Here is a 19,946-nt window from a genome sequence, read left to right as displayed (position 1 = left end):
TTTTGACGTAGCCTCGCAGGCTCGTCAACTGCTACGGGGGGAGGGGCGCACCTGCAATAGCCTCGCGATCTTTTAACGATGAAAAGATCGCGAGGTCGGGATGGCTCAGAAGAACCGCGTGATGCTGATTTTGGCGTTGCGGCCCTGGCTGTAGGCGTTGGCGCCGCTGAGCATCGGGCGATAGCTTTTGTTGAACATGTTGTCCAGGGTGAAGTTGACTTCGGTGCCTTTGAGGTACGGCTGCTGGGGTTTCCACTCAGCAAACAGGCCCTGCACGTTGTAGTCGTCGTTGCCGTATTGGTTGTAGTAACTGTCCCCCAGAGCGGTCAACGGGCCAGGGCCGTATTTGTCGCTTGGCAGGCGGTCGGTCTTGCGCACGAATTCACCTTTCCAGCCCACGCGAGCATCGAGGCTCGGGATTTTGGTGCCCAGCACCGCAATCCATTTAGGTGCCGGAATGTCCCGCGCCCACACATCAGGCCCCCACGGGTTGGTGTAAGCACCTTCGTGTTTGCCGGTCATCCAGGCGTACGACAGCGATCCAAAGACGTAGGTCGAATCGTAGAAACTCTCAACTTCAAAGCCCTTGATGGTCACGCTGCCGATGTTGCGGTAGTTGGACATGGGCAGCATGCCTGCACATTCCTTGGACATGCCGCCTGCGGTGGTTTGTTGGGCACAGCCGACGCCGGTGGCCTTGAAGATCTCGTTGTCGATTTTGTTGCGAAACAACGTGGTGCGGATCAGCGCATGGTCGCTGTCGCTAAAAATATGATCGAAGTTGGTGATGTTGCCTGCGCGCCAGCCGGTGATGCGCTCCGGGTCCAGGTCCAGGCTGGTGGTGGTGCGGTTGCCCGTGCCTTGCACTTCATACTGCTCATCAATCACCGGCGCACGCCAGGTTTTGCTGTAGTCGACAAACAAGGCGGTATTGGGGGTGACTTTCCAGAAGGCTGACAGCCGCGGCGACCAACCGGTGTAGGTCTGGTTGCTGTAGTCGTGGCCCAGTTCGGCCTGGTTATACAGGGGCGCGTCGTTTTCCTGGCCACGGTTGCGTACGTGGTCGTAACGCAATGACGGGGTCAGGGTGAAGTCGCCCCAGGTAATGGCGTCCTGAATATAAACACTGTGGGTGTCGACTTTGCCCTTGGGCATAAAGCCCGGCTGGTAGTGGCCGTAGTTGTATTTCTCGGACTCGTAAATCCCGCCCGGCATCCACATGTCGACGTCGCGTTGGTGCTTGCGCACTTGCACGCCGGTGGTCACCGCATGGTTCAACGGGCCGGTGGGGATCAGGCTGACGTTTTCGATCTGAAGCATGTTGTCGGTGTAGGCGGTGTCCATCTTGCGACCGCCGCTGGCGGGCTGGAAGAAGGCGTTTTCGCCGCGCTTGTCGGTCTGCTCGGTTTTGGAGTGCGAGAGCTTCACCTCCAGATCAATCAGCGGGTTGTTAACGGGCTGGTACTTGTATTGGCTCGTCCAGGTGTTGTCGATGGTCGAGCGGTTAGACAAGAACCTGCGGGTGGCGCCGTCATAGCCGTATTTGTCGATGTTGGCCTGGCTGGGCGGAGCCGGGTAGCTGATCGCCGAAAAGGGCACCCACAGCGCATTGTTCACGTGGGAGTAGGTCATTCCCAGGCTGTGTTCGTCGTTGAAGTGCAGGTTGACCTTGAGCAGTTGCGCGTCCAGGTCCTGAGCGGTATTGGGCAAGCGCTTGGGGTTGACCGGGTAGTTGTTGTTCGGGTCGGGCATGCGGCCTGCCAGCTTCATGTCGTCGCCGTCGCGCTTGGTGTAATACACCAGTGCATCGGCGCGGCCATCGTCGGTGCGCCCGTATACGGCGCCGCTGTACACCTGTTGATGGTCGTTGCTGCTGTAGCCGTATTTGAGCATGCCGCCGGTGTTTTTGCCGTCTTCGAGCAAGTCCGGGGCATCTTTGGTGATCATGCGCACCGCACCGGCAAAGCCGCCATTGCCTGTGCGTACGTCGTGGGGGCCTTTTTCGACTTCGAGGCGCTTGATCAGCTCGGGCTCGACAAAAATCGTGCCTTGCATGTAGCGCTCAAAGCCGCTTTTGGTCGCGCCGTCGACGGTCAGTTGCACGTCTTCGGCTTCGCCCAGGCCCCAGATATTGATGGTCTGGCCGCCAGGTTTGAGCGAGCCGCCGAGGTAGATGCCAGGCAACGTGGACAGAAGGCTCGGGATGTTATTGGCCTGGTAGCGGTTGATTTCGGTCTGGGTCATGGTCGACTTGCCGACGTTGCTGGAGTCGACCTCGTTACCGCTGCCCACCACGCTGAGCGCGCCGAGTTCGAGGCTGTTGCTGGTGGTGGTGCCTTGCTCTTTGGGCTGCACCACGTAGGTTTTGTCGACCAGGATCAGGTTGAAATCGGTGTCTTTGAGCAGTCGCTGGATGGCGTCTTGCGGGCTGTAGTCGCCGCTCAGTGCCGGGGCTTTGATGTTGCGCAGCAGCGCTTCGTCGAACAGCAGGGCGATGTTCGCTTGTTGCGCGATGTCACTCAACGAACTGGCCAGCGATTGCGCAGGCAGTTGCAGTTGGATCGAGTCGGCTTGGGCATACAGGCTGAACGTCATGCACGCGGCGAGCAAGGTCGGGCGGGTGCACAAATACGAGAAGTGATGTGGTGCGCGAAACATGAAATCCCCCAGAGCGGCAACAAAGGCCAAAAAAGGCGTGCGTTAGCAACGCAGACCGGAGGAAGACGCGGCAGGCATGAAAAACCACATATGCGAATGCAAAATATTCGCAGTTGTTTTTTTAGCGCGGCTCAATGCGGATTTTTCCGCTGTCCAGCAGCACGGTTTTCACCGGGATCAGGGCGGGCAGGGCTTTGACCAGCGCCAGTGGGTCGGCGGTATTGAGGTTGCCCGAGACTTTGTAGTGTTCGAGCGGCCCGCTCGCCAGCTCAATGACCCCAGGGCGATACAGATCCAGTTCATCCACCAGGCTGGCCAGCTCGCGATTGCGAAAGGACAAGTGGCCACTGCGCCAATTGCCCACTTCATTGGCATTCAACGTGTGCGTTTGCAGGGTGCCTTTGGCGTAGTCATAGGTGGCTTGTTGTTGGGCGCCGAGCAAGGTCGCGGTCTTGGCATCGGGCATAAATGCCACCTGGCCATGGGCGACGCTGACTTCCAGTTGGCGCTGGCTGCGACGGACATCAAAGCCGGTGCCCACCACTTTGATCTGCGCGTCACCGGCATGCACCACCAGCGGATGCTCTTTATTGGGCGCAACGTCGATGTAGAGCTGGCCTTGTTCCAGGTAAATGTTGCGCACCTGAGCGGTGAAGTCGATTCGCAGCTGGGTATTGGCGTTGACGTTCAGCGTGCTGCCGTCGGGCAGTAGCAGAGTTTTTGCCCCTTCGCGGTACGTGGCCACTGGCTGCTGATAAAGCGCAACGGGCGCACCGAGGTTGAGGGCGAAGAGGGCGCATACAATCGCGGCCGCCGTGGCCACGGCAAAGCCGAAGCCTTTGCGTGGGTTTTTTTTAACGGGCAACGGCACGGGTTTGTTCAGGCGTTCAAGTTCACCCAGGTCGGCCCACAAGGCTTCGAATTCGGCGTAGGCCCGGGCATGCGCCGGGACCGCGTGCCAGGTGCTGAACGCGGGGTCTGCCGGGGCGTTGTGCGCGTCACGGTTACGGGTAAACCACAGGGCGGCTTGCGCGTCGATGCTGTCGGTGTCGCTTGTGTGAAAAGGGCTCATTTTGGCTGTTCCTTGCCGCTATCCCGGTGTAAATGCTGCTTGCAGTGCAACAAGGCAAAGGCAATGTGTTTTTCCACCATGCTGACGGAGATCCCCATGCGTTCAGCTATCTGTGCCTGACTCAAGCCTTCAAAGCGGTGCAGCATAAGGGCTTCGCGGCGTCTGGGCGAGAGTTCGGCGAGTACGCTTTTGAGTTGCTCAAGGCGTTGCAGGCGCTGGGCAGCGGCCATGGGCTCATCCCTCTCGTCGCTTAAAGGCTCGGTTGCCGGTTGCAGATGCTCGCTGTGTGCCTCGTGGCGTACCTGCTGACGACGCCAGTGATCGCGCAGCAGATTGCGCGCCACCTGGAACAGAAACGCCCGCGGTTGCTCGACGTTGGCCCGGTCCTGATAACCCAGCCATTGCGTGAACACATCTTGAGTCATGTCAGCGGCATCGCTGGCGTTGTCGGTACGCTTGCGCAGGAAGTGCAGAATTTGCGTATAGAACTCGCGAAAGGATTCGGCCGCCAGCGGGTCGGGTTTAAGGCGAGACATGTACATCCCTGTAGGAAAACGGAGCAATAAGACGCGAATGGTATCGAGAATTATTGCTATTTGTCTCGTTTTATTACCGATGTCTCTGAATCCTGTAGTCGCTGCCGAGGTACGAAGGCTGCGAAAGATCAAAAGATCGCGAGGCAAGCTCGCTCCAACAGTTTGATGAGGGGTTACACCTCCACCGGGACTGAATGTTTAGTGGAGCCCAGCGGGTGAGTTTTTGAATTATAGAAACGCAATGTCAGCTTTTTGTCGGCAAATAGCGCCGTGTAGTGGTTTTTCTGGAAGCGGATAAACGCTTCGCTGCGCGGGTAGATCGAGATGCACAGGGTTTTCAGCGGTGCCTGACGCAAGGCGTTGATCAGGTGCTGGTCTTGCTCGCTCAAGCTGTGGCCAAAGAGGCACAGCGCGTCTTTGTGGGTCATCAGTTGTTCGTGGCAAAAGCTCAGGTAGTCGCAGTAGCGAATGGATTTGCGCTTGTCATCACTGCTGCCTTCGCTGACAAACAGCGGCACATCATCCAGTGCGCTGATCGAATGGTTGACCGCAAAGCTGCTGAGCAAGGTGGCTTCGTCTGCGTTGAGTTTGCGTGCCTTGCCTTCCTGGTTTTTTACCAGGTGCATGGCGCCGTGCAGGTACAGCACCCGCGTGGCTTTGCCTTTGCCCAGGGCGTTGCCCAACTCAAAGGTGGCGCTTGGGTTGTCGAACAGGTCATTGAACTGCTTGGGCGCCTGCATCACCGCCCACGGGGTGAGCAGGTCGTAGTTGGAGCAGTACACGGTGGCGTAGCGGGCCAGTTCCTGCTGCCAGCAGCGCAAGGTGTCGGCCTGCATCAAGCGCCACGGGATGTGCACATCCTGGGTGCAGTTGATCAGGGCTTCCTTGATCGCGTAATAGCGTTTGCGCGGCGAGGCCGAGCTGATCGCCAGCGCTTTGTTGACCTTGCTCGCGGTTTTCAGGGCGCTGAGCACGTGTTCGAAGTTGCGTGTGCCCAAGGCGTCAAACACGCTGAGTTCGGTCTGGCTCAGGGGCTTTTCGCTGACGCTTTTGGCTTTCTCAAACAATGAGTCGTAATAAAAGTCATGCCACACGGCCATGCTCGCGCCGTTACCCAGCAGCAACCCGCTGCAAGGCTGGCTGGCGCTGAGCGTGTTCCAGTCTTCTAGTTCGGCATCAAATTCCTGGAAGGGGGTCATGTCTATTTGTGTCTCGATACTGGGGCGGTGCGGGACTTTATCACGCCCAACCGTTGAGCCAAGTCAACATCTGCGCCATTTGATTGGAGGAAGCTACCCCCCACCGACACAACAAGCGTTGCGGGCAGTGCCCGCGCAGAGGACTCACGATGACCAGCACCTTTTTCATCCCTGCGGTAAATATCATGGGCAACGGCTGTCTGGACGAAGCCATGGCCGCGATTCGCAATTATGGCTTTCGCAAGGCGTTGATCGTTACGGACGCAGGGCTGGCCAAGGCCGGGGTGGCGACGTTGATTGCTGAAAAGCTGGCGTTGCAGGACGTGCAATCGGTGATTTTTGACGGAGCCAAGCCCAACCCGAGCATTGCTAACGTCGAAGCCGGTTTGAAAGTCCTCAAGGAGCACGCGTGTGATTTCGTGGTGTCACTGGGCGGCGGCTCGCCCCATGACTGCGCCAAGGGCATTGCCCTGTGCGCCACCAACGGTGGGCATATCCGTGACTATGAGGGCGTCGATCAGTCGGCCAAGCCGCAACTGCCGCTGGTGTCGATCAACACCACGGCCGGCACGGCCAGTGAGATGACGCGTTTTTGCATCATTACCGATGAAGAGCGCCACGTAAAAATGGCCATCGTCGACCGTAACGTGACCCCGCTGTTGTCGGTCAATGACCCTGAATTGATGGTGGCGATGCCTAAAGGCCTGACCGCCGCCACCGGCATGGACGCCTTGACCCACGCCATTGAAGCCTATGTGTCGACGGCGGCCACGCCGATTACCGATGCCTGTGCGATCAAGGCCATGGAGCTGATCAGCCAGAACCTGCGTCAGGCGGTGCGTGACGGCAAAGACCTGGTAGCGCGTGAAAACATGGCGTATGCGCAGTTCCTGGCGGGCATGGCGTTCAACAACGCGTCGTTGGGTTTTGTGCATGCCATGGCGCACCAGTTGGGCGGTTACTACGACCTGCCGCACGGTGTGTGCAACGCCGTGTTGCTGCCCCACGTGCAAACCTTTAACGCCAATGTCTGTGCGCAGCGCCTGACGGATGTGGCCCATGCGCTGGGCGCCGACGTGCGCGGCCTGAGCCCGGAAGAGGGCGCGCAGGCGGCCATTGCGGCGATTCGTACCTTGGCCAAGGACGTAGAAATCCCGGCGGGCCTTCGTGACTTGGGCGCCAAACTGGATGACATCCCGGTCCTGGCCACCAATGCGCTGAAAGATGCGTGCGGCTTCACTAACCCGCGCAAGGCTGATCAGGCGCAGATTGAAGAGATCTTCCGTAACGCGTTCTAAGTTATCGCGCATAAAAAAACGGCCGGGTTATTCACCCGGCCGTTTTTGTGTCTGGCGTGGACGTGCTTATTGCACTTCTACGGCCAGGCTGTCGTGGATCTTTTGTTGCCAGATCGCCGGGCCGGTGATGTGCACCGACTCGCCTTTGCTGTCGACTGCCACGGTCACTGGCATGTCTTTAACGTCGAACTCGTAGATCGCTTCCATGCCCAGTTCGGCAAACGCCACCACGCGCGATTTTTTGATCGCTTGGGCAACCAGGTAGGCTGCACCGCCCACGGCCATCAGGTACACGGCTTTGTGTTCCTTGATCGCTTCGATGGCAGTCGGGCCGCGCTCGGATTTACCGATCATGCCCAGCAAGCCGGTTTGATCGAGGATCTGGCGGGTGAATTTGTCCATCCGCGTAGCGGTGGTCGGGCCTGCCGGGCCAACCACTTCGTCGCCTACCGGATCAACCGGGCCAACGTAGTAGATGAAGCGGCCTTTGAGGTCGACCGGCAAGGTTTCACCCTTGTTGAGCATTTCGACCATGCGCTTGTGCGCTGCGTCGCGACCGGTAAGCATTTTGCCGTTGAGCAACACGGTCTCGCCCGGCTTCCAGCTTTGTACGTCTTCCGGGGTCAGGGTGTCGAGGTTGACACGGCGGGCCGACGGGCCAGCTTCCCAGACGATTTCCGGGTAGGCGTCGAGCGGTGGCGCTTCGAGTTCGGCAGGGCCGGAACCGTCGAGCACGAAGTGTGCGTGGCGGGTGGCCGCGCAGTTCGGGATCATGCACACCGGCAGGGAAGCGGCGTGGGTCGGGTAGTCCATGATTTTAACGTCGAGCACGGTGGTCAGACCGCCCAGGCCCTGGGCGCCGATGCCCAGCTGGTTGACCTTCTCGAATAGCTCGATACGCATCTCTTCGATACGGTTGCTCGGGCCGCGCTTGATCAGGTCATGAATGTCGATGGACTCCATCAACACTTCTTTGGCCATCACTGCCGCCTTTTCAGCCGTGCCGCCGATGCCGATGCCGAGCATGCCCGGTGGGCACCAGCCCGCGCCCATGGTCGGAACGGTCTTGAGCACCCAGTCAACGATCGAGTCGGACGGGTTGAGCATGGCCATTTTCGACTTGTTCTCGGAACCGCCGCCCTTGGCCGCCACGTCCACTTCCACGGTGTTGCCCGGGACGATGGAGTAGTGGATGACTGCCGGGGTGTTGTCCTTGGTGTTGCGGCGAGCACCGGCCGGGTCGGCCAGGATGGATGCACGCAGGACGTTTTCTGGCAGGTTGTAAGCGCGACGCACGCCTTCGTTGATCATGTCGTCCAGGCTCATGGTGGCGCCGGTCCAGCGCACATCCATGCCCACACGCACGAACACGGTGACGATGCCGGTGTCCTGGCAAATCGGGCGGTGGCCGGTGGCACACATGCGCGAGTTGATCAGGATTTGCGCCATCGAGTCACGGGCCGCTGGCGATTCTTCGCGCAGGTAGGCTTCGTGCATGGACTGAATGAAGTCAACGGGGTGGTAGTAAGAAATGAATTGCAGGGCGTCAGCAACGCTCTGGATCAGATCGTCTTGCTTGATCACGGTCATGGGTCGCGCTCCTCTATAAGACGGGAACATTCAATCAATAAGGTGTTTGCGACCTGGGTGTTTCGGTCTGTCGTAAACAACTTGAGAGATGTACCGGGCACGCATGACCGGTACAAAAAAGGCGCGGCAGTATAACCCGCCCCTGTCTTTGTTACACCTGAGCAGGCAAAACTTGTAGCCGCTGCCGAAGGCTGCGATAAGGGCCGCAGGACCTTCGCTTTTCGGGGGCTAGGCGCACTGAGCTGGGTCAAGCGACTCGCCCGGCCCTAGCGTCTATAAGACTAATTACCCACAGGAGGCCAGAAGTGCCCGAGTTACACGTCGCTGACAAACGCTGGTCAGTTGCTGATGGCTGCAATTTGCTGGATGCCTTGAATCAGGCAGGCGTGTCTGTGCCTTACAGTTGCCGGGCGGGCAGTTGTCATGCCTGTCTGGTGCGTTGTGTGCAGGGTGAGCCGCATGACCTCAAGCCCGAGGCGCTGAGCCGTGCGCAGCGCGAGCAAGGCTGGCGCCTGGCGTGCCAGTGCCAGGTGAGCGCTGACCTGCATATAGAAGCCTTTGACCCGCAACGCGACGGCCTGCCCGCCGAGGTGGCGGCAGTCGACTGGCTCAGCGCCACGGTGTTGCGCCTGCGCTTGAGGGCGCAGCGCCTGGTGCGCTATCGGGCGGGGCAGCATGTGGTGCTATGGACGCCCGGCGGCATCGCCCGGCCTTATTCGTTGGCCAGCCTGCCTGATGAAGACCGCTTTCTGGAGTTCCATGTCGATTGCGCGCACCCCGGCGAATTTGCCGATGCGGCCCGGCAGTTCAAGGTGGGCGATCCTGTGCGTTTGGGCGAATTGCGGGGTGGGGCGTTGCGTTACGACCCGGACTGGCAAGAGCAACCGTTGTGGCTAATGGCGGCGGGGACCGGGCTGGCGCCTCTGTTTGGCGTGCTGCGCGAGGCGCTGCGTCAGGATCATCAAGGGCCGATCCGGCTGGTGCACGTGGCCCGCGATGACAGCGAGTTTTATCTCAGGGCGCAGTTGCAAGCATTGGCGGCCGAACATGCCAATCTGACGCTTGAGTGGGTGCTGCGCAGCGAGTTGGCAGACTATCTGTTGCAGTTGCGGGTGGTGGCGCGGCAGACCCACGCGTTGGTCTGCGGCCATCCGGACACGGTTGAAGCGTTTGCCAAACGGCTGTTTTTGGCCGGGCTTTCGCGCAATCAACTGTTGGCCGATGCATTTTTGACCCGCAGTTGATGTAGGCGCTGTCGAATCACGAAGGCTGCGATCTTTTAAGGTCAAAAGATCGCGAGGCAAGCTCGCTCCTACGCAGGAACGGTGCGGGTTGTTATAAAAAAGCCCCGCCGGATTGCTCGGGCGGGGCTTTGGGTGTGGGCCGGTTAGGGCTTACACCATTTTGTCGCCGACATGCAGGATCTTCATGCCGTTGGTGCCACCGATGGTGTGGTAGCTGTCGCCCTTGGTCAGGATGACCCAGTCACCTTTCTCTACGACGCCGCGCTTGAGCAGTTCGTCGATAGCGGCCTGGCTGACTTGTTCTGGCGGCAACGAAGCCGGGTCGAACGGTACGGTGTAGACGCCACGGAACATGGCCGCACGGGCCTGGGTTTCGCGGTGCGGGGAGAACGCGTAGATCGGCACCGAAGAACGGATGCGCGACATGATCAACGGCGTGTAACCGCTTTCAGTCAGGGCGATGATCGCTTTAACGCCAGGGAAGTGGTTGGCGGTGTACATGGCCGCCAGCGCGATGCTCTGGTCGCAGCTTTCGAAGGTCTTGCCGATGCGGTGGCTGGAGGTTTTGCTGGTCGGGTGCTTTTCAGCACCGACGCAAATACGCGCCATGGCCTGCACGGCTTCCAGTGGGTAAGCACCGGCAGCACTTTCGGCCGACAACATCACGGCGTCGGTGTAGTCGAGAACGGCGTTGGCAACGTCGGACACTTCGGCACGCGTTGGCATCGGGTTCTGGATCATCGACTCCATCATCTGGGTCGCAACGATCACCGCCTTGTTGTGGCGACGTGCGTGCAGAATGATTTTTTTCTGGATGCCCACCAGCTCGGCGTCGCCGATTTCAACGCCCAGGTCGCCACGGGCAACCATGACTGCGTCACTGGCTTTGATCAGTGCGTCGAGGGTTTCGTCGTCGGCTACTGCTTCAGCGCGTTCGATTTTTGCCACCAGCCAAGCGGTGCCGCCGGCTTCGTCACGCAGTTGACGGGCGTATTCCATGTCAGCAGCGTCACGCGGGAACGACACGGCGAGGTAGTCGACTTCCATTTCGGCAGCCAGCTTGATGTCAGCCTTGTCTTTTTCAGTCAGCGCAGGGGCTGTCAGGCCGCCACCACGGCGGTTGATGCCTTTGTGGTCCGACAGCGGGCCGCCGATCAACACCACGCAGTGCAGAGCATCGGCAGTGGCGGTTTCAACACGCATGACCACGCGACCGTCATCGAGCAGCAGTTCGTCACCGACGCCGCAATCCTTGACCAGATCCGGGTAATCGATGCCGACAACTTCTTGGGTACCTTCGGTCAGCGGGTGGCTGGTGGAGAAGGTGAAACGATCACCGATTTTCAGTTCGATGCGTTTGTTGGCGAATTTGGCGATACGAATTTTCGGGCCTTGCAGGTCACCCAGCAACGCGACGAAACGGCCGTGCTTGGCGGCGATGTCACGCACCAGCTTGGCGCGAGCCTTGTGCTCATCGGGAGTGCCGTGGGAAAAGTTCAGACGGGCGACGTCCAGGCCAGCGAGGATCAGCTGTTCAAGCATCTCCGGGGAATTGCTGGCAGGGCCAAGTGTGGCAACGATTTTAGTTCGACGAACGGACATGCAAAGACTCCTGAGTTCAAGCGCTGCCAAAGGCTACTATGGTCTTTGGCTGTAGTCATTGTTCCTCTGCACTACTTTCGACTTAAGTTGTGGTGCACAGGCTATGAAGAATTTGCCTACGGGGTCGATACACTGTTTAGAACAGGAGATGCCCATGCGCTTTTTGCTTATTTTAGTGGTGGTCAGCAGTGTTGCTGGCTGTACCCGCTGGTCAATGAACCATCATTTGAACAATGCCTACCGGGCGTATGACCGTGGTAATTGTGAAGCGGTGATGCTGGAGCTGTCAGAGGTAGACCGTGACAGCCGCAGCCGTCCTTATATCTGGCCGCAAACGGCAATGTTGCGCGGTCTGTGTCTTGAGCGTACAAAGTTTTACCTGGATGCCGCCCAGACCTATCAATACATCATCAACGAGTTCCCGAAGAGCGAGTACGCCTATCGAGCCAAAGCTCGGATCGAAACGCTGCGTATTCTCAAGTTCATTCCTGGCCCCAGTCAGGCTCAAGCCCTGCCGGCGAAGATCTGAGGTGTGTTGAGTGCGCGCTACAGGGCCATAACCCCTGCGTGGCGGGATCTTGGCGGTGATTGATGGCGCATAGCCATCACCCGATTATTTATTGACTATGCTTTACCTGAATCGGTACGCAACACCGTAAGACTCAGTGCCTGGTCGGCAGCCCTTTGGCGTGCGGCCTTCCGGGCAGTTACCCCGGGCCTTTACAAGTGAATTCAATATGGTTACTGAGCGCCGCATCCAGCGTCACGAATTGACATCTTTTCTCAAAGTCTTCAATCGCTTCACGGACAAGCCCATGGGGTATTTGGGCAATGCCTCCGAGGGCGGTCTGGTGCTGATCAGCCACTTGCCTCTGCTGGTCGAGGCCGACTTTCAGCTGCGTTTCAAGCTGCCCGGCAGTGATGGCCATGTGCACTTGATCGACCTTGTCGCCCGGTGCCTGTGGTGCCGTGAAGATGTCACGCCCAACGTCTATGACTCCGGTTTTATCCTCTATCAGCCGCCTGAGGAATACCTCGCGCTGATCGACGACCTGCACCACTATTTCAGCTTTTACCCCAGACAAGCCTCTGCCTGACGGGCTGGCGCAGACGAGACCAGCAGCTTGCCCTTAAGGCTTCGGGCTGGTCTTGCCTGGCGTTGAACGCCTAGACTGAGTGGGAATACTGCCCAGGAACACCCCGTGACTTCCATTTTCTGGTACGACTACGAAACCACCGGCATCAATCCGCGCAACGATCGTGCGGTGCAGGTTGCCGGGATCCGCACCGACTTTGCGCTCAACGAGATAGACCAGCCGCTCAATCTGTACTGCCAGCCCAGCGACGATATCCTGCCGCACCCCATGGCTTGCCTGGTTACCGGCATTACGCCGGGCGTTCTGGAAGACAAAGGCCTGGGCGAAGCCGAGTTCATGACCCGCACCCATGCGCAATTGGCGCAGCCAGGCACCTGCGGGGCGGGCTATAACACCTTGCGTTTTGATGACGAGGTCACGCGCTACAGTCTGTATCGCAACTTCTTCGATCCTTACGCGCGCGAATGGCAAGGCGGCAACAGTCGTTGGGATTTGATTGATGTTGTGCGTGCGGCGTATGCGCTACGCCCTGAAGGCATTGTGTGGCCCGAAGAAGACGGGCGGGTGACGCTCAAGCTTGAGCGTTTGACGGCCGCCAACGGCATTGACCATGGTCAGGCACACGATGCGCTGTCCGATGTGCGTGCAACCATCGCATTGGCGCGTCTGATCCGTGAAAAACAACCAAAACTGTATGACTGGTTATTTCAATTGCGAACTAAACAGCGGGTGCTGGATCAAGTTCGATTGTTGCAACCGATGGTGCATATCTCGGGGCGTTTTTCGGCGGCGCGGCATTATATCGGTGTGGTTTTACCCTTGGCCTGGCATCCCAAAAACCGTAATGCATTGATTGTCTATGACCTGCATTTTGATCCGCAGCCTTTAATGGACATGGAGGCTGAATCGCTTCGTGCGCTGCTTTATACGCGGCGCGAAGAATTAGCCGAAGGTCAATTACCCATTGGACTTAAGCTGATTCACGTTAATCGTTGTCCGGTCGTCGCCCCGTTAACTGTTGTGCGTGCGCAGGATCAGCAGCGTTTGCAGTTGGACATGGCGGATTATCAAGCACGTGCCCAGATGCTGATAGAGGCCCAGGAAGTTTGGCAGCAAAAGTTAAATGTTATTTATGCCCGCGAAGACTTCACTCCCAGTGAGGACCCGGAGCAGCAACTGTATGACGGTTTTCTCGGTGACCGCGACCGGCGGTTGTGTGAGCAAGTACGCTTAAGTGATCCGGAACAGTTGGGTAAAGATACGTGGCCTTTTGATGACGAACGGTTGCCTGAATTGTTATTCCGTTACCGCGCGCGAAACTTTCCAGCGACCTTGAGTGAGCAAGAACACGAGCGTTGGCAGCAGTTTTGCCAACAGCGTTTGACCGACCCGGCCTTTGGTGCGCCGTTGACCCTGAGCCAGTTCAGCGAGGCCGTAGAAGGCCTGGCGCGCAGCGCAACGCCTGCGCAGTTGAAGCTCTTGGAGCAATGGCAGCGTTACGCTCAGGACGTGAGCCGGCGAGTAGGGCTGGTAACTCCGGCCACTGAAACGGACTAAATGCCGGGCAATAAAAAAACGCCAGCAAGCTGGCGTTTTTTATGGGTGTTGCTGAACACACGAGGTGTTCGCAATCACTTAGCCGAGCAAAGTTGCCCAGCCTTCAACCACGTCGCTGCCCCACTTGGCTTTCCACTCTTTCAGAGTTTTGTGGTTGCCACCTTTGGTTTCAATCACTTCGCCGTTGTGCGGGTTTTTGTATTGTTTAACCTTACGGGCACGTTTGGTGCCGGTGGTTTTAACAACACCACGTGGTGCTTTGCTTGCTTTGGCTTCTGGGTCCAGCAGCGCGATGATGTCACGCAGCGACTTTTGGTATTCGCCCATCAGCGTACGCAGTTTGCCTTCAAATTCCAGCTCGGTTTGAAGTTTGTCGTCTTCCGACAGGTTCTTCAGGCGAGCTTGCAGTTCTTTGATGGCTTCTTCTGTTGCGCGGTATTCGTTGATCAAGGACATGAGGCTTACCTTATGCTGAAGTGGTGACAGGGAGACAGTGGCGCAATAATAGTCAGACAGTTTCAGCAAGTAAATATCCAATGTCAGATTAATTTAAATTTTTATTCATTAACTTTTGTCAGTCTGCACTATGTAGCCGGTTAAATAGGTCGATACCCAGGCTTAATCAAAGTCATTAATAAATAGTATCAACGGATCGATAAATTCAATGCAGGCCACGGCGCTGTTGGCGTCGACGCTTTTGCACCGCGACCCCGTGGCACAGGCAATAAGGCTCAACGAATACTGTAGTTTTGCTGCGCACTCGCTAGAATGGCGGCCTTAGTAAAGTTTTGGAGTTTTCCCCTCATGCGCACTTTTCGGTTGGTGATCGCCTGCCCCGACGGCGTCGGCATTGTCGCCAAGGTCAGTAATTTCCTGGCCTCCCACAATGGCTGGATCACTGAAGCGAGCCACCACTCGGACGACCAAAGCGGTTGGTTCTTTATGCGTCACGAAATTCGTGCCGACTCTTTGCCGTTTGGCATTGAGGCGTTTCGCGAGGCATTTGCCCCGATCGCTGAAGAGTTTTCGATGCAGTGGCGTATTACCGATACAGCGCAGAAAAAACGCGTGGTATTGATGGCCAGCCGTGAATCTCACTGCCTGGCAGACTTGCTGCACCGCTGGCACAGCGATGAGCTGGACTGCGATATTTCGTGCGTTATCTCTAACCACAATGACTTGCGCAGCATGGTGGAGTGGCACGGTATTCCCTTTTATCACGTGCCGGTTGACCCGAAAGACAAGCAGCCTGCGTTTGCTGAAGTCTCGCGACTGGTCAAACACCACGAGGCTGAAGTTGTGGTATTGGCGCGTTACATGCAAATTCTGCCGCCCGACCTGTGCAGCGAATACGCCGGTCAAGTCATCAACATCCACCACAGCTTCTTGCCGTCTTTTGTGGGTGCCAAGCCTTATCACCAAGCGTCCATGCGCGGTGTGAAGCTGATCGGCGCGACATGCCATTACGTTACCGAAGAGCTGGACGCCGGTCCGATCATCGAGCAAGACGTGGTTCGCGTCAGCCACAGTGACAGCATTGAAGACATGGTGCGTTTCGGCCGTGACGTCGAGAAGATGGTGCTGGCCCGTGGCCTGCGTTATCACCTCGAAGACCGCGTCCTGGTGCACGGCAACAAAACTGTCGTGTTTTGACCTGATGGGCCTGTGTAGCCATGACTGATCCACTCGACAAGGCTACCTCCAGCGCGCCCGCCACGGTGGGTGAGGGCTGTTTGAGTCGTTACGACCCGGACGCCCTCAGCCCCGAGGATGGCACTGATTTTCCTGACGCCGCCAGGCTTTGGGAGCAACTACAGCAAGACGCTGAAGCAGACCCCAAACCGTAAGGCTATCTGTAGGAGCGAGCTTGCCTCGCGATCTTTTAAACGATCAAAAGATCGCGAGACAAGCTCGCTCCTACAGAGTGCTTAGAGACGGAAACTGCCCACCAATTGCTTGAGGCGAGCGGCCTGTTGTTCGAGGTCGGTGCAGGCGCGCAAGGTGGATTGCAGGTTTTCAATCCCTTCCTGATTCAGCGTATTGATCTCGGTAATGTCCATGTTGATCGACTCAACCACCGAGGTTTGCTCTTCCGTTGCGGTCGCCACGGACTGGTTCATGCCGTCAATCTCACCAATACGCTCCGTCACGCTGACCAGCCGCTCACCAGCCAGGTTGGCGATTTCGACGCTGTCTTCGCTGTGGCGCTGGCTTTCATCCATGGTGCTGACCGAGGCGCGGGCACTGACTTGCAACTCTTCGATCATTGCCTGGACTTGTTGCGCTGACTCTTGAGTGCGGTGTGCCAAGTTGCGCACCTCATCGGCCACCACTGCAAAGCCGCGCCCGGCTTCTCCGGCGCGGGCCGCTTCAATGGCGGCGTTGAGGGCCAGCAGGTTGGTTTGCTGCGAGATGCTGGTGATCACTTCGAGGATCTGCCCAATATTCACGGTCTTGCCGTTGAGCGACTCGATATGGCCACTGGACGTACCGAGCATTTGCGACAGTTGCTGCATGGAACTGATGCTGCGCTCAACCACTTGCTGGCCTTCGGTCGCCAGGCCGCGGGCGTCGCTGGCCTGTTGTGAGGCCTGGGCGGCGTTGCGTGCGATCTCTTGGGCGGCAGCGCCCAGTTCGTTGATAGCGGCGGCAACACTGTTGGTGCGGCTGGCCTGCTCGTCGGAGTTGAGCATTGACGAGTTGGAGGCGCTGACCACGCGCAGGGCCACTTCGTTAACCTGCGCGGTGGCGGATGACACTTCGCGCATAGAGGTGTGAATGCGCTCTACAAAGTCGTTGAACGCACTGCCCAGGGTGCCGAATTCGTCGTTGGATGTCACATCGAGGCGGCGGGTCAAATCGCCTTCACCTTCGGCAATGTTCTGCATGGCGCGGGTCATGACGTGCAGGGGCTGCAACAGCAAGCGGATCAACAGGCCGAGAAGGGCGATGATTGAAATCACGGCGATTACCGTGGCAATCACTGCCGATGTCCGGAATGTGTTCAGTGCGGCAAAGGCTTTTTCTTTGTCCACGGACAGACCGATCGACCAGTTGACGTTCCCCAGCCCTTTGACCGGGGTAAAGGTCACGATCCGGGTTTTGCCGTTGGCCTGGATCTCGCTGAACGCGCTGCTGATGGGCGGCGTGTCCTGCGGGTAAATATCCTTCAGGTACTGTGTGACTAGGGTTTTGTCCGGGTGAACCAGGACTTTGCCGTCGCCACTGATCAGAAAGGCATAGCCCAGGCCATTAAAGTTCAAGGCATTGATGGTGTCCGTGATGGTTTGCAGGCTCAGGTCAGCACCGGCCACGCCGAGTGTCTGCCCGGCTTTTTTCACGGCGCTGCCAATCGAGATGATCATCTGCCCGGTGACCGCATCAATGTACGGTTCGGTCAGGCTGGCGCTGGCGCTGTTGACGGCGTCTTTGTACCAGGGGCGGGTACGCGGATCGAAACCGTCGGGCATTTTGCTGTCAGGGCGAATGGTGAATGCGCCCTGGTTGTCACCAAAGTAATCGGCCATGAAGGTGCTGGTCAGCGCCTTCTGCTCCAGCAAGCTGGCGGCCTGGGCGGGCTCGGGGTTGATGGCCAACGATTGTGCGAGGTTTTCGACCAGCAGAATCCGCCCGCCGAGCCATGTCTGAATCGTATTGGCGGTGACACTGCCCATCTCATGCAGGTAGTTGTCGAGGTTGTTGCGGATGGTATTGCGCTGCAAGTAATCGTTGTACAAGGCAAAGAGCGAGAACGCGGCTATGACAATCAGGGACGCAGCCAGCAGGATTTTATGACTGAAACGCAGGTTTTTATTCATGGCTAGAAGGGTCCGCTAAGTTCTATAAATGTGAGGCCTACACGCTGTAAAACGCGCACTCTACAAATCACGGCTAGAACAGAAGCGATTTGAGTATTTATAAGTGGGCTTTCCTACGCTAAATCAGGAATTTTCTGGTCTAGCATTAAGAGGGTATCGACGCGGACCCGTGAAAGATTAATCAAAGGTGGCAAAATGCCTGACTCTTCTGCTTTTGTACTCGGCGCTGACCTTGCGGGTCAGCCCATTGCTCAGTCGTTACGTTTGGCCAATCGCCATGGTTTAGTGGCGGGTGCCACGGGGACCGGTAAAACCGTCACCCTGCAACGTTTGGCTGAGCAATTCAGCGATGCGGGGGTTGCCGTGTTTGCCGCCGATATCAAGGGCGACCTGTGTGGGCTGGGGGCGGCGGGCAATCCCCAAGGCAAAATTGCGGAGCGCATTGCCAGCATGCCGTGGCTGAATTATCAGCCCAAGGCGTACCCGGTCACCCTGTGGGACATCCAGGGCAAAACGGGCCATCCGTTGCGCACAACCCTGAGTGAAATGGGGCCGCTGCTGCTGGGCAGTTTGCTTGAGCTGACCGACAGCCAGCAGTCTGCGTTGTACGCGGCGTTTAAAGTGGCTGATCGCGAAGGCTTGTTGCTGCTGGACCTCAAAGACCTCAAGGCGCTGCTCGGGCATTTGCGTGAGAACCCGGACGTGCTGGGCGAAGACGCAGCGTTAATGACGACAGGCTCCAGCCAGGCGTTATTGCGCCGTTTGGCCACGTTGGAGCAGCAGGGCGCCGAGTCGTTGTTTGGTGAGCCTGCGCTGCAACTCGAAGACCTCTTGCAGCCTGCCAGCGATGGCCGTGGGCGCATCCATTTGCTCGACGCCAGCCGCCTGGTGCACGAAGCCCCCAAAGTGTATGCGACCTTTCTGTTGTGGCTGTTGGCCGAGCTGTTTGAGCAATTGCCGGAGCGTGGCGACGCCGACAAACCCTTGCTGGCGCTGTTTTTCGACGAGGCACATTTGTTGTTTGCCGATACGCCCAAGGCGTTGCAAGACCGTTTGGAACAAGTGGTTCGGTTGATTCGCTCCAAAGGCGTGGGCGTGTACTTTGTCACGCAATCACCGGCGGACTTGCCTGACACGGTGCTGGCGCAATTGGGCTTGCGTATCCAGCATGGACTGCGTGCTTTCACCGCTAAAGAGCAAAAGTCACTGAGGGCGGTGGCTGACGGGTTTCGCCCGAACCCGGCATTTAGTGCTTTGGCGGTGTTGACCGAACTGGGGACGGGCGAGGCGTTGGTGGGCATGCTCGAAGAAAAAGGCACGCCAGCGATGGTTCAGCGCGTATTGATTGCGCCACCGCAATCGCGCATCGGGCCGCTGAGTGAGGCCGAGCGGGCGGCCTTGATTGCCAGTTCGCCGTTGCAGGGGCGTTACGACAAACCGATAGACCGCGAATCGGCCTACGAAGTGCTGCAGGCGCGCAAGGGTCAGGTGCCAGAAGGGCAAGCACCGGCGGCGCCCCATGAACCGAGCTTGCTGGATCAGGCCGGTGAGTTTTTGGGGACGAGTACCGGCAAAGCCCTGCAATCGATGGCACGCCAGGCCGCGAGCCAGATGGGCCGTCAATTGGTGCGCGGGTTATTGGGGTCGTTGCTGGGTAATGGCAAGCGTAAATGAAGCGGCGGTCCTGCGGCCCGTATCGCAGCCTCGTTCCTCGTCAGCGACTACAGATTGTGGGCTTATTTTGGTCGGGCGTGGCTGGCCAGGCGTTCAAGGGCTGCGCGCAGGGCCGGGTCGCTGATGCCTTCGGCGGTGGCCTGGATGGTTTGCCCGGCATCCACTGACAGGTCATGGGTGTGCCCGCCGACTTTGGCTTGCACGGTTGGCGGCTGCACTTTAAACAAAATCCGGGTCAGGCTGGCGAACTCGTCAAAGGCCTGCAATTGACGCTGCAGGCGTTTTTGCTGGTAGCGCAAACGCGTGGCCCAATGGCCATCGGTGACGATTAACAACAAGCTGCCTTCACGCCAGGACGCCACGTGGCAATGTTCGCGGGCGGCAGGCTGGAGTTGGCTTTCAAGCAGGCGTTGCAGGTGCGCAAGGCGCTTGGCATGGCCAAAAATGGCTTTTAGGGGCTTGGCCTCGCGGAGCAGAACGGCGGGTGCACGTGCTGGGTGTGGGCGAAATGCCATGATCAAACACCTGAGAAAACTGAATGGCAATCCTAGCAGAAACCGCCATTTCCCTCGACACAGACCTGAAACGGTTAAGTTTATAT

17 protein-coding genes and 1 pseudogene are annotated in these 19,946 nt (G+C 58.2%); 8 read left to right on the top strand and 10 right to left on the bottom strand.

Annotated elements, in window-relative coordinates; genetic code table 11:
- Window positions 1–105: 105 nt before the first annotated feature.
- The 4 genes from ACJJU9_RS17830 to ACJJU9_RS17815 form a co-directional block, all read right to left on the bottom strand.
- Window positions 106–2,658 carry a TonB-dependent hemoglobin/transferrin/lactoferrin family receptor gene (locus tag ACJJU9_RS17830; RefSeq protein WP_407729133.1) on the bottom strand — a complete coding sequence of 851 codons (2,553 nt, stop codon included), beginning with the start codon at window positions 2,656–2,658 and terminating at the stop codon, window positions 106–108.
- Between the two features lie 121 nt (window positions 2,659–2,779).
- A complete protein-coding gene (locus ACJJU9_RS17825; RefSeq protein ID WP_407729132.1) occupies window positions 2,780–3,730 on the bottom strand; it encodes a FecR family protein in 951 nt (316 codons plus the stop codon).
- Complete coding sequence (locus tag ACJJU9_RS17820; RefSeq protein WP_048370618.1) at window positions 3,727–4,266, bottom strand: RNA polymerase sigma factor; 540 nt, start codon at window positions 4,264–4,266, stop codon at window positions 3,727–3,729. The genes ACJJU9_RS17825 and ACJJU9_RS17820 overlap by 4 nt, the downstream gene beginning before the upstream one ends.
- A 173-nt stretch (window positions 4,267–4,439) precedes the next feature.
- Window positions 4,440–5,465, bottom strand: a complete 1,026-nt coding sequence (locus ACJJU9_RS17815) for a DUF4917 family protein (protein WP_407729131.1) — start codon at window positions 5,463–5,465, stop codon at window positions 4,440–4,442.
- Between the two features lie 149 nt (window positions 5,466–5,614).
- Between ACJJU9_RS17815 and yiaY the strand changes: the two genes are divergently transcribed.
- A complete protein-coding gene (yiaY, locus tag ACJJU9_RS17810; RefSeq protein WP_048391502.1) occupies window positions 5,615–6,763 on the top strand; it encodes an L-threonine dehydrogenase in 1,149 nt (382 codons plus the stop codon).
- Between the two features lie 66 nt (window positions 6,764–6,829).
- On the opposite strand, the gene ACJJU9_RS17805 is transcribed toward yiaY, so the two are convergent.
- Window positions 6,830–8,353 (bottom strand): fumarate hydratase, encoded by a 1,524-nt coding sequence (locus ACJJU9_RS17805; protein WP_048391500.1) that lies wholly within the window; start codon window positions 8,351–8,353, stop codon window positions 6,830–6,832.
- A gap of 305 nt (window positions 8,354–8,658) precedes the next feature.
- Between ACJJU9_RS17805 and ACJJU9_RS17800 the strand changes: the two genes are divergently transcribed.
- Window positions 8,659–9,597, top strand: coding sequence for an iron-sulfur-binding ferredoxin reductase (locus ACJJU9_RS17800; RefSeq protein ID WP_407729130.1), 939 nt, complete (start codon window positions 8,659–8,661; stop codon window positions 9,595–9,597).
- 150 nt (window positions 9,598–9,747) lie between these two features.
- Here the strand turns inward: ACJJU9_RS17800 and pyk are convergent, their stop codons facing one another.
- Entirely contained in the window at window positions 9,748–11,199 is a 1,452-nt protein-coding gene (gene pyk, locus ACJJU9_RS17795) for a pyruvate kinase (RefSeq protein ID WP_048370609.1), read from the bottom strand.
- A gap of 154 nt (window positions 11,200–11,353) precedes the next feature.
- On the opposite strand from pyk, the gene ACJJU9_RS17790 reads away from it, so the two are divergent.
- The 3 genes from ACJJU9_RS17790 (at window position 11,354) to sbcB (ending at window position 13,853) form a co-directional block, all read left to right on the top strand.
- Window positions 11,354–11,728 carry a tol-pal system YbgF family protein gene (locus tag ACJJU9_RS17790; protein ID WP_048390709.1) on the top strand — a complete coding sequence of 125 codons (375 nt, stop codon included), beginning with the start codon at window positions 11,354–11,356 and terminating at the stop codon, window positions 11,726–11,728.
- Window positions 11,729–11,936: 208 nt separating this feature from the next.
- Window positions 11,937–12,296, top strand: a complete 360-nt coding sequence (locus ACJJU9_RS17785) for a PilZ domain-containing protein (RefSeq protein WP_273220490.1) — start codon at window positions 11,937–11,939, stop codon at window positions 12,294–12,296.
- A gap of 105 nt (window positions 12,297–12,401) precedes the next feature.
- Entirely contained in the window at window positions 12,402–13,853 is a 1,452-nt protein-coding gene (gene sbcB, locus ACJJU9_RS17780; protein ID WP_407729129.1) for an exodeoxyribonuclease I, read from the top strand.
- Window positions 13,854–13,931: 78 nt separating this feature from the next.
- Here the strand turns inward: sbcB and mvaT are convergent, their stop codons facing one another.
- Entirely contained in the window at window positions 13,932–14,309 is a 378-nt protein-coding gene (gene mvaT / locus ACJJU9_RS17775; protein WP_048370601.1) for a histone-like nucleoid-structuring protein MvaT, read from the bottom strand.
- A gap of 348 nt (window positions 14,310–14,657) precedes the next feature.
- Here mvaT and purU point away from each other — a divergent pair, with 348 nt between their 5' ends.
- Both purU and ACJJU9_RS17765 read left to right on the top strand, forming a co-directional pair.
- On the top strand, window positions 14,658–15,506 hold the full coding sequence (purU, locus tag ACJJU9_RS17770) for a formyltetrahydrofolate deformylase (protein ID WP_048370599.1): 849 nt from the start codon (window positions 14,658–14,660) through the stop codon (window positions 15,504–15,506).
- A 20-nt stretch (window positions 15,507–15,526) separates the two neighbouring features.
- Window positions 15,527–15,700, top strand: a complete 174-nt coding sequence (locus ACJJU9_RS17765) for a hypothetical protein (RefSeq protein WP_173430627.1) — start codon at window positions 15,527–15,529, stop codon at window positions 15,698–15,700.
- A gap of 81 nt (window positions 15,701–15,781) precedes the next feature.
- Here ACJJU9_RS17765 and ACJJU9_RS17760 read toward each other — a convergent pair whose 3' ends face one another.
- The gene (locus tag ACJJU9_RS17760; protein WP_371928888.1) at window positions 15,782–16,546 is read right to left on the bottom strand and encodes a methyl-accepting chemotaxis protein; all 765 of its coding nucleotides are present in this window, start codon (window positions 16,544–16,546) and stop codon (window positions 15,782–15,784) included.
- 93 nt (window positions 16,547–16,639) lie between these two features.
- Window positions 16,640–17,671, bottom strand: a pseudogene (locus tag ACJJU9_RS17755) (cache domain-containing protein); the annotation flags it as partial.
- Window positions 17,672–17,866: 195 nt separating this feature from the next.
- Between ACJJU9_RS17755 and ACJJU9_RS17750 the strand changes: the two are divergent.
- Complete coding sequence (locus ACJJU9_RS17750; protein ID WP_407729128.1) at window positions 17,867–19,345, top strand: helicase HerA-like domain-containing protein; 1,479 nt, start codon at window positions 17,867–17,869, stop codon at window positions 19,343–19,345.
- Between the two features lie 62 nt (window positions 19,346–19,407).
- Here ACJJU9_RS17750 and ACJJU9_RS17745 read toward each other — a convergent pair whose 3' ends face one another.
- On the bottom strand, window positions 19,408–19,860 hold the full coding sequence (locus ACJJU9_RS17745) for a DUF721 domain-containing protein (RefSeq protein ID WP_048370590.1): 453 nt from the start codon (window positions 19,858–19,860) through the stop codon (window positions 19,408–19,410).
- Window positions 19,861–19,946 lie beyond the last annotated feature (86 nt).

It is taken from the genome of Pseudomonas helleri, from assembly GCF_045830615.1.
GTDB classification, from domain to species: Bacteria; Pseudomonadota; Gammaproteobacteria; order Pseudomonadales; family Pseudomonadaceae; genus Aquipseudomonas; species Aquipseudomonas helleri.
Note: the sequence above shows the minus strand (reverse complement) of the source record. Positions and strands in the feature narration are given on the sequence as shown.

What these genes read in the sequence shown, in the direction of transcription:
- ACJJU9_RS17745 (WP_048370590.1), bottom strand. Translation starts at nt 19,860, where the DNA reads ATGGCATTTCGCCCACACCCAGCACGTGCACCCGCCGTTCTGCTCCGC.
- ACJJU9_RS17830 (WP_407729133.1), bottom strand. Translation starts at nt 2,658, where the DNA reads ATGTTTCGCGCACCACATCACTTCTCGTATTTGTGCACCCGCCCGACC.
- ACJJU9_RS17750 (WP_407729128.1), top strand. Translation starts at nt 17,867, where the DNA reads ATGCCTGACTCTTCTGCTTTTGTACTCGGCGCTGACCTTGCGGGTCAG.
- ACJJU9_RS17820 (WP_048370618.1), bottom strand. Translation starts at nt 4,266, where the DNA reads ATGTCTCGCCTTAAACCCGACCCGCTGGCGGCCGAATCCTTTCGCGAG.
- ACJJU9_RS17825 (WP_407729132.1), bottom strand. Translation starts at nt 3,730, where the DNA reads ATGAGCCCTTTTCACACAAGCGACACCGACAGCATCGACGCGCAAGCC.
- ACJJU9_RS17765 (WP_173430627.1), top strand. Translation starts at nt 15,527, where the DNA reads ATGACTGATCCACTCGACAAGGCTACCTCCAGCGCGCCCGCCACGGTG.
- ACJJU9_RS17790 (WP_048390709.1), top strand. Translation starts at nt 11,354, where the DNA reads ATGCGCTTTTTGCTTATTTTAGTGGTGGTCAGCAGTGTTGCTGGCTGT.
- pyk (WP_048370609.1), bottom strand. Translation starts at nt 11,199, where the DNA reads ATGTCCGTTCGTCGAACTAAAATCGTTGCCACACTTGGCCCTGCCAGC.
- ACJJU9_RS17805 (WP_048391500.1), bottom strand. Translation starts at nt 8,353, where the DNA reads ATGACCGTGATCAAGCAAGACGATCTGATCCAGAGCGTTGCTGACGCC.
- ACJJU9_RS17815 (WP_407729131.1), bottom strand. Translation starts at nt 5,465, where the DNA reads ATGACCCCCTTCCAGGAATTTGATGCCGAACTAGAAGACTGGAACACG.
- yiaY (WP_048391502.1), top strand. Translation starts at nt 5,615, where the DNA reads ATGACCAGCACCTTTTTCATCCCTGCGGTAAATATCATGGGCAACGGC.
- ACJJU9_RS17760 (WP_371928888.1), bottom strand. Translation starts at nt 16,546, where the DNA reads ATGCTCAACTCCGACGAGCAGGCCAGCCGCACCAACAGTGTTGCCGCC.
- ACJJU9_RS17785 (WP_273220490.1), top strand. Translation starts at nt 11,937, where the DNA reads ATGGTTACTGAGCGCCGCATCCAGCGTCACGAATTGACATCTTTTCTC.
- mvaT (WP_048370601.1), bottom strand. Translation starts at nt 14,309, where the DNA reads ATGTCCTTGATCAACGAATACCGCGCAACAGAAGAAGCCATCAAAGAA.
- purU (WP_048370599.1), top strand. Translation starts at nt 14,658, where the DNA reads ATGCGCACTTTTCGGTTGGTGATCGCCTGCCCCGACGGCGTCGGCATT.